This is a genomic window from Nostoc foliaceum FACHB-393 (assembly GCF_014698505.1).
Taxonomy (GTDB): domain Bacteria; phylum Cyanobacteriota; class Cyanobacteriia; order Cyanobacteriales; family Nostocaceae; genus Nostoc; species Nostoc foliaceum_A.
The window spans coordinates 1-7,165 of the sequence record NZ_JACJTD010000135.1 but is presented as its reverse complement, the minus strand read 5'-3'; the positions used below and the strand labels follow the sequence as shown (position 1 = coordinate 7,165).

The following is a 7,165-nucleotide window of genomic DNA, read 5'->3' as shown; positions in this document are numbered from 1 at the left end:
CCCCCCTCGTAATGATTATCATTTTTATAATGAGTGAGATTTAATTTCCTCAAAGCCTTATGTAGTTTGAGTCTTGGCGTATTTCACCCTGATTCAGGCTCGTCAATATTTAGATGCGTTTGCCCTGGGTTTGCGCTAAACTGAACAGCTTTTCCAAGCGATCGCAAATGTCAATGCTAAATTCCTTTGCGTCATCTTCTACATTAAGGTTAATATCTGGGTCGGACTTAGCCAACTCCTGTAAACCAGCAATGATTTTAACAGGAGCGTATTTTTCACCCAGTAATTCAAACAAATCTTGACGGCTAAATTTGTCTTGAGTTTCAGACATTTTGTAATTCTCCTGTTGATGGTTGTGTAAATCTGATTTGTTCAGCTTCAAATTCTTTAATGGTGTACTCCGACTTATTGGCTTCCACAATCGACCTTGCTATTTCAACCTTGTTTGTGCCTTGATCTAAATCTCCAAACACTTCGCCAATCCTGCCTAGCACCCATACTTGATATGGACGAATCAATGGCGCTCTTAACCTTTTTTCCTGTGCCATCTTCTGCATTTGAATCCGTGATAATTTATACTGAGGGATTGTTTCAGCCACTTCTGTCCAACGCTCCCATGTCCGATAGCAAATATCCAAAACTCGCAACATTTTGGCATTAGTCATCGGTAAAACCAAAGGATTCAACCCGGAATTAGTGGTCTTTCGGCTAAAAAGTTGTTCTCTCCATGCTTGGTTCATCAATAAATAGTCAATAGGTAGTTAAGAGTGTAAAAAACATAGTCAATATCCGTGTCAATTCCGTATGATTTTGATGTCATATTCTCTATTAATTGATAGTGAATTAACTGTGATTGACCTTGCTTTTATACAATAAAAAAGCCACTCGCAATCTTCAAGGGCTTTTTCGGATTTCGTAGAGTTTTCTGTTTTATCTAAATTTGAAGATTCCGCGAAACTTGTTCAAAAATTTTTTGCTGTTCATTCACCAATAAAGCGATCGCCCACTTTGGTGGCTGATTATAAAACCATTTGCAAATTGTCGCGGTCGATGGCGGGGACAGTTCGGCCCGATGATACCATGCAGCAATGAATGGCTCAAGCAATCTAACTGCTGTCGAGACAAATTCATAGTCCCCAAGCCGGGTGTGTAACCCTGCTAACTTGACTGCTTTAACTGCAATTTCTTCCAGTTTATTTTTCGGTTGGTATTCGTCTTCCGACAACAAAAATAGTTCACTCTTGCAATTGAACTTGTCTTCTAATGTTCGTACCATGTTTAAGTACCCTCCTATAGGATTAGCGTCACAAGGAGCGGAAACGGCGATCGCTTACCTTGGCCGGGGGCGATCGCTTAAAACTTATTTAAAAATATTGTGTGCCTCCGGCAAGGCATAAGATAGGGGTTGTTTTTTGGTACTTTAAAAAGCCTTCTTTCGCTTCACCAGCACTAAGCGCAAGTACTGCCGACAAGCTGCTTCTCCCCGATAAATCAGAATTCGCAGCGCCTGTACTTCCTGCATTGGAGAAACACAGATTTCAGCAATCGCAGCAATCAAATTCTGTTGCTTCTGCACATAATCTTGATGCTGCTGCTCTAGCTCCTGAATCTTGGAGTTTAGCTGTTGTATCTGCCGTAATGCCTGAGTTAAAGACGATTCTTTGTTTTGAGAGCGATTATCTAAGGTTAATGTCATTTTCTTACTCCTTATTTAGATTTTTTAAATGTTTGCCAATCGGGGCATTTATCACCGAAGCAGCCTTTGGGATGAACAGCGCAATTGAGAAACACACTGTTGTAGACAACTCCATGAAAATGCTTGCAACCTCGGCAGGGAGTGGGAACAGTTCTAGGTTTTAGCGATTCTTCAAATTGCGCTGCCTCAATCCGGCTACCGATAAACATGGTCAATCCAGTTCCCATCATGCTGAAACAAAAAGCCAACCTCGGTGCGAAAGAGCAGGTATTGTTATATTGAAGTGATTGGTTTTCTTTTGCCCGAAAACCATAACACAGCCACTCAGAATAGTGGAAAATGCGAAAACTCCAATGGCAGATTTAAGAATCAATTGTTTTGTGTTCATATTGATTACGTCGGGTTTTGGAAATATCTGGTACTGAACCAGAATCACTGAATGCTTAATTTGACTCAGTTGGTTTCTTGGCGCTGGGAAACTTCTCGTGATCCGAGCAAGTATCACCCTCTACCCCACTAGGATGTATTGCACAAACCAGTTTTACTCTCCCATATTCAATACCATGAAAATTCCGGCATCCTTTGCAAGCCTTTGGTTTCGCTTTGAGTCTTTCGTCTAAAGTTCTGTCGATTTGTTCTTCAATTTGAGTTTTCAACAGACGATCTAGAGCTATTGTTTGCAATCCAACTCCCCCTAGCATCAAGGACAAGCCAGAAATCCAACTTTTTGCACCCTCTCTCGCAATCGCTCCTATTAACACCGATAATGATGCCGATCACCATTGCCGTTGCTCCTGATGCTGCGATAAAAACACTCAAATATTTAAGCTTTGACATTGGTTTTTCTCTCTCTCGTCGAACAAAATAAAATTCTGTACAACAGACCGATTTGACTTGCTTCTTTATATGGAAATCATCGGTATTTGGCGGTTAATACTTCAATAACAAAGCCCTAAAGTCGTAACTCATTACTGTTGATTCTGATTCAGGTTTTGGTTTTGACTCTATCACAAGTTCAAGGGTGCCTAAACCAATTGCATCTTTAATTTATTGCTCCTTGACCTGATTCTCCTTGTTGATTAAATTGCTCCACCTGATCAATTGCATCTACTATTTCTTCCAAAACATTAAAAGCATCATTTAACACCACATCATTCGAGGTAGAAAAATACTCGGATGACTGAAGCCTGCGATAATCCTTACTACTTCCCACAAGCCGCAATGTATATTGACAACCCTGCAAAATAGTCCGAATCTCTGCTGTGGTTAATTTGATTTCCATTATTGTTTCTCTCCCTAAAATTTATCTCGTTGAATACTAAAACTTGCTCCGACCAAAGAACTGCCTAAGAAGACGGAAAAACTAACCAACATTGTACCCAGGCAGATATTTTTCTGTTGCTCCCAACCAGAGATGATTATGTTGGGGTCAGCATTGGATTCGATTACTTCTAGCCCCCAACAAGCCATTGCTCCTACTCCCGCAAATCCGGTAAAAAGTAAAGAGATAATTGCAGTTGTTTCTATGGTGCGATCGATGAAGATCCTGGGGTTGGTTCTTCTCCTAGTACGGCGGCGAAGAACCAACTTACTCTTGTGATCTAATTGAGATTGGTAAATAACTTGTTTGTGGTGAGTCATTTAGATTCCTCCAGTTGAACATAGAAACCCGCACCAGTATTGCTAATCTTTACCTTTCTTTGATTGACCAACATTTGAATCACACTAAGACTAAATTTAATACTGCACAACCGTGCGCTACCTCCACAGCGTCGGAGGTATTGTAAGCACAGCGAGGACTGATCAGTAGGGGTGGGGTAAGTAGATTTTCTCGGCATAATCTTGACTATGACTCTATGATTTGTAAATGATTGGGATTGAAAAAAATTCCTTGACCAGGCGGCATATCTGGGAAATGAACACAAACCATGCCATGTCCTGAATACTGAATTACTGTGCCTGTTTGCCCTAACCTTGGGTCTTTTTCTGTCAGTGCTTTAATGACTTTAACAATTGAATTAATTGGTGGGAGATTGGACATTTGAATCTTTTGTTAGTTAGCCTGCTATCGATTAGTAATTTGAGTTTTCGCCAATACCGTATTGCCATCTTAGAAAGCTTACAGGAGTACAAATTTCTGACCAGTCACAAGCTCCGATAGGAGTATCCCAAGATGAGCTTACTTCGCTGTCAAAATACGCTAGCCCCCAATGCCAATCGTTGTATTCTGGCTCCGACTCCCATCCGAACCAAAGGGCAACATTCACTTTAATCAGATACAAAAGCTTAATCATCCATCCGCCACTGTAATCAAAAATGAAATCATCAAAGTCTCCTAGAAAGCGTTTATTTGTTAATGCAATCAAATCCATTCTTGACCAAAGATTCATCTTTTTCTCTACCCTTTAGTTTGAAGTATGTTTCTCTTCTCAATTCAGTTCTGGCAATTGTGCAAGCGCTCCTTCCATCCATGCTTGAATTGCTTCCATCTCAGAAACACCTTGTAATACAGCATCGATTACATGCTTTTGATAAGAGTTAGCAGCATGATCAGGATGTCCAAACTTATTACCAGCCCAAGCCAAACACATAGTTTTCACTAGTTCATCAATCTGGACAGAATCAAGCTCACTCGGACTCTTGACACTCCCCGAATTAGAAATTCGAGGATTCTTGCTTCACAGGGATTCCAGTGAATTTACCCTCAGCAAGCATCTTGACCGTATGCCCTACGGCTGCAAGCCCTCTTTGGAGAACTACTTGTGCGGCTGCGACATCTCTATCAGTGATATAGCCGCAATTTGAACAAACATGAGTACGAACAGAAAGCTCTTTTTTGCCTGTCTCAACTCCGCAACTAGGACAAATCTGGCTGGTTTTACGGCTATCTACTTTCTGGAAATAGACACCACGCTTAAAACAAGTCTGCTGTAGTATGTTGAAGAATTGTCCAAACCCAGCATCTAAGCAATGCTTACCTAGCATTCCACGGGATAAACCAATTAGATTCAAATCTTCAACAAATACCATCCCGGCATTATTACAGATTTGATGAGACAGCTTTCTATGCCAATCTTTACGACAATTGACGATGTACTCATACAATAACGCAACCTTCTTTTGTGCTTTATGCCAATTATTCGAGCCTATATGTTTTCTAGAAACGCGCTGTTGCAGCAATTTCAGCTTGCACTCGGCATCTACAAAAAACCTCGGTCGTTTGACAGTTAGCCCCTTAGAAGTTGCGATAAAACTTGTTAAGCCTACATCAATCCCTATTGCTTCACCGTGCGGAATTAATTGTGGTAGAGATACATTCCATTGCAAGATGAGCAACACATACCAACCAGAGGCACGTTTAACAATATGAGCTTGTTTTACGATATCGCTATCAGGTATTTCTCGTGATTGATGGAATTTAACCCACCCAATCTTCGGCAGTTTTATCTTTCCTTTTTGGATTGGATTAACCCCTAATTGTGGAAACAAAAAACTACGCATTCTCCCAGGTTTTTTGAATCTGGGAAATCCGTGTTTCCTTTCCCACATTGCAACAAAGGCTTGTTCAAGTCGTTTTAAAGTTTGTTGCAAAACGTGTACTGCAACTGCCTTTAGTTCTGGGTATTTTGCTCTAGCTTGGGTTAATGCTTTGCATTGATTGAAGTAGTTTGGTCGTTGTGTCTCAACAGGAATGATGTACTCAGAGCGTAGTGAACAAGCATTAATCTGACAAGAACGAGATTTAATCCAATCTTTACGCTCTGCCAAACCATAATTATAAACACGGCGACATTGTTCTAACCAGTCTTCAAACATTGCAATTTGGGCGCGAGTAGGTTTAAGTTTAAATTCGTAGGTCAGATTAAACACTTGAACTATCTCCTAATCCTTTTTGATTACCCTACCAAATACCTAATGATCTGCGGATCTATGGCAGCAATCCGCTTTTTCTTTTTGGAGCCATTCAATTGTTTCAAGCAGTTCTTTTTTGCTCCAAGCCGCAGTAGATGGTGGTAGTAGAGCGATGGGCATAGAACCTGTTAGTTGTTTCATAAATCCTCTAATTCCCCAACACCTGAATCAGTTGCCACCTTCTTTTGGGATTTGGCTTTACTGATTTGAAATTCATTAGCTTTTATTACGGGTATTGCTGCACTTTTTACAGCTGCTTTAGCTTGGTGGTACAGGAATTGAACTACACCGTCAGCATCTTCTTCATCTTCAACCTGCGCCCAAAGCGAACAGCCTAGTTCGAGAGATTCATAGTTCCCTAAGTTGAACTTCCTGGAATAACTAATTGAGACAGTACCGATTTTCATTGGTTGATTTTACTGATAATTTATGTAGTGGGGATTCACCTTTGAATCGCCGTTGTAATGTCTAATTACTTCCGTTTCCCTTGCGGCATTGCTGTTTGATTTTGCCCTTGCAATGATGCCCGTGCCTCTGACTCCGAAACCGGGGGTAATGCTGGTGCTGTAACAGCATTACTAGCCCAGCGTTCATACGTTTCATTTGTTACCCAGTGAACTGTTGCCCCAGATTCAGCACCAGTACGAATCATTTCGGCAGCCTCCAACGCATCTTTCTCAAAGTCAGACTGAGGATTGCGATAGCTCCACTGAATGAACCAGTATGTTCCAAGCGTCCCTTCCACTTTCTGAAATTCGGCGCAGAAAATGTAGTTTTTGAGTACGCTAGCGATCGCCTGATAACAGAACTCTTTGGGATCTCCCGGCATCCCTTCCTCGCACCACTGCTGGAAAGCACGATGGGCGAAGTGGTTGTACAGTCCAGCGAAATTATCTTTACTGCGGCGGTGGATCAGAAAACTAAGCAGCATCGACGCTGGCCCTTTGAATTGTTCTTTGAGTCCTCCTGCCACTGGAATCACCCACAACTCGGTAAACGGTTCGTTGGTGAAGTTTTCGTTGATGGTCAATGCACGGTCAGGACGAGAGATTGCGATCGCAAAATCAGCCTTGTTACCTTTGAGATATCCTCCCGCTTGTGCTTCTAGAATTGTCAGTTTTGGGGGACAATCGAGAAGAAATTGACCGTATTCTTTGGCGCAATTGGCTTGTAGTTTCGGTTGGCTGGGTGGAATGAGAAAGACGCTGTTGTTGATTTTGATGGTTTCCATAATTGCGTTGTTGTTGCTAAAAATTGCGTTGATACTGGATAGTGTTCGACTTAGCTATTAAGGTGAAGCGGGGGTATTTTCAACCGTGTGGAATTGTTATTGTTGGTTGCATTATTTTGCCTCCTGATTGAACTTGACCTCGACAACTTCTTCCACGCACCCCATAACCTCACCCAAGTAATGCAATGTATCGCCCACGTGAGTTGCTGCTTCTGGGTCAATCTTTTTATCAGCAATCAACAAGAGCCAAGTTTTATCTTGGGCGATTGCTTGAATATTTACGTAGTACGAATTGAATTCTCGTAATATCTCTATGGGTGACATTG

Annotated in this window: 17 protein-coding genes; 1 reads left to right on the top strand and 16 read right to left on the bottom strand. The window is 41.5% G+C overall.

Annotation, left to right across the window (positions count from 1 at the left end):
* Positions 1 to 109: 109 nt before the first annotated feature.
* The 3 genes from H6G92_RS37740 to H6G92_RS37730 form a co-directional block, all read right to left on the bottom strand.
* A complete protein-coding gene (locus tag H6G92_RS37740; protein WP_190901862.1) occupies positions 110 to 331 on the bottom strand; it encodes a hypothetical protein in 222 nt (73 codons plus the stop codon).
* Complete coding sequence (locus tag H6G92_RS37735; protein WP_190901860.1) at positions 324 to 740, bottom strand: hypothetical protein; 417 nt, start codon at positions 738 to 740, stop codon at positions 324 to 326. Before H6G92_RS37735 ends, H6G92_RS37740 begins: the two co-directional genes overlap by 8 nt.
* 194 nt (positions 741 to 934) lie before the next feature.
* A complete protein-coding gene (locus tag H6G92_RS37730; RefSeq protein WP_190901858.1) occupies positions 935 to 1,276 on the bottom strand; it encodes a hypothetical protein in 342 nt (113 codons plus the stop codon).
* Between H6G92_RS37730 and H6G92_RS40710 the strand changes: the two genes are divergently transcribed.
* On the top strand, positions 1,275 to 1,397 hold the full coding sequence (locus H6G92_RS40710; RefSeq protein WP_277926945.1) for a hypothetical protein: 123 nt from the start codon (positions 1,275 to 1,277) through the stop codon (positions 1,395 to 1,397). The genes H6G92_RS37730 and H6G92_RS40710 overlap by 2 nt on opposite strands.
* Positions 1,398 to 1,420: 23 nt before the next feature.
* On the opposite strand, the gene H6G92_RS37725 is transcribed toward H6G92_RS40710, so the two are convergent.
* The 13 genes from H6G92_RS37725 to H6G92_RS37665 all read right to left on the bottom strand — a co-directional run.
* Positions 1,421 to 1,696 carry a hypothetical protein gene (locus H6G92_RS37725; protein ID WP_190901856.1) on the bottom strand — a complete coding sequence of 92 codons (276 nt, stop codon included), beginning with the start codon at positions 1,694 to 1,696 and terminating at the stop codon, positions 1,421 to 1,423.
* An 11-nt stretch (positions 1,697 to 1,707) separates the two neighbouring features.
* The gene (locus tag H6G92_RS37720; RefSeq protein ID WP_190901854.1) at positions 1,708 to 1,905 is read right to left on the bottom strand and encodes a hypothetical protein; all 198 of its coding nucleotides are present in this window, start codon (positions 1,903 to 1,905) and stop codon (positions 1,708 to 1,710) included.
* A 234-nt stretch (positions 1,906 to 2,139) separates the two neighbouring features.
* Positions 2,140 to 2,379 (bottom strand): hypothetical protein, encoded by a 240-nt coding sequence (locus tag H6G92_RS37715; RefSeq protein ID WP_190901852.1) that lies wholly within the window; start codon positions 2,377 to 2,379, stop codon positions 2,140 to 2,142.
* Positions 2,380 to 2,738: 359 nt separating this feature from the next.
* Positions 2,739 to 2,978, bottom strand: coding sequence for a hypothetical protein (locus H6G92_RS37710; protein ID WP_190901851.1), 240 nt, complete (start codon positions 2,976 to 2,978; stop codon positions 2,739 to 2,741).
* A 14-nt stretch (positions 2,979 to 2,992) separates the two neighbouring features.
* Entirely contained in the window at positions 2,993 to 3,337 is a 345-nt protein-coding gene (locus tag H6G92_RS37705; RefSeq protein WP_190901849.1) for a hypothetical protein, read from the bottom strand.
* 205 nt (positions 3,338 to 3,542) lie between these two features.
* Positions 3,543 to 3,737, bottom strand: coding sequence for a hypothetical protein (locus H6G92_RS37700; RefSeq protein WP_190901847.1), 195 nt, complete (start codon positions 3,735 to 3,737; stop codon positions 3,543 to 3,545).
* A 31-nt stretch (positions 3,738 to 3,768) separates the two neighbouring features.
* Complete coding sequence (locus H6G92_RS37695; RefSeq protein ID WP_190901845.1) at positions 3,769 to 4,086, bottom strand: hypothetical protein; 318 nt, start codon at positions 4,084 to 4,086, stop codon at positions 3,769 to 3,771.
* Positions 4,087 to 4,125: 39 nt separating this feature from the next.
* Positions 4,126 to 4,287 (bottom strand): hypothetical protein, encoded by a 162-nt coding sequence (locus H6G92_RS37690; RefSeq protein WP_190901843.1) that lies wholly within the window; start codon positions 4,285 to 4,287, stop codon positions 4,126 to 4,128.
* 64 nt (positions 4,288 to 4,351) lie between these two features.
* The gene (locus tag H6G92_RS37685) at positions 4,352 to 5,566 is read right to left on the bottom strand and encodes an RNA-guided endonuclease InsQ/TnpB family protein (RefSeq protein WP_190901841.1); all 1,215 of its coding nucleotides are present in this window, start codon (positions 5,564 to 5,566) and stop codon (positions 4,352 to 4,354) included.
* Between the two features lie 42 nt (positions 5,567 to 5,608).
* The gene (locus H6G92_RS37680) at positions 5,609 to 5,749 is read right to left on the bottom strand and encodes a hypothetical protein (protein ID WP_190901864.1); all 141 of its coding nucleotides are present in this window, start codon (positions 5,747 to 5,749) and stop codon (positions 5,609 to 5,611) included.
* On the bottom strand, positions 5,746 to 6,015 hold the full coding sequence (locus tag H6G92_RS37675; RefSeq protein WP_190901839.1) for a hypothetical protein: 270 nt from the start codon (positions 6,013 to 6,015) through the stop codon (positions 5,746 to 5,748). The genes H6G92_RS37680 and H6G92_RS37675 overlap by 4 nt, the downstream gene beginning before the upstream one ends.
* Positions 6,016 to 6,080: 65 nt before the next feature.
* Complete coding sequence (locus tag H6G92_RS37670) at positions 6,081 to 6,839, bottom strand: hypothetical protein (RefSeq protein ID WP_242059506.1); 759 nt, start codon at positions 6,837 to 6,839, stop codon at positions 6,081 to 6,083.
* A 111-nt stretch (positions 6,840 to 6,950) separates the two neighbouring features.
* The coding region (locus tag H6G92_RS37665) for a hypothetical protein (protein WP_190901837.1) at positions 6,951 to 7,165 on the bottom strand (215 nt) is incomplete at its 5' end.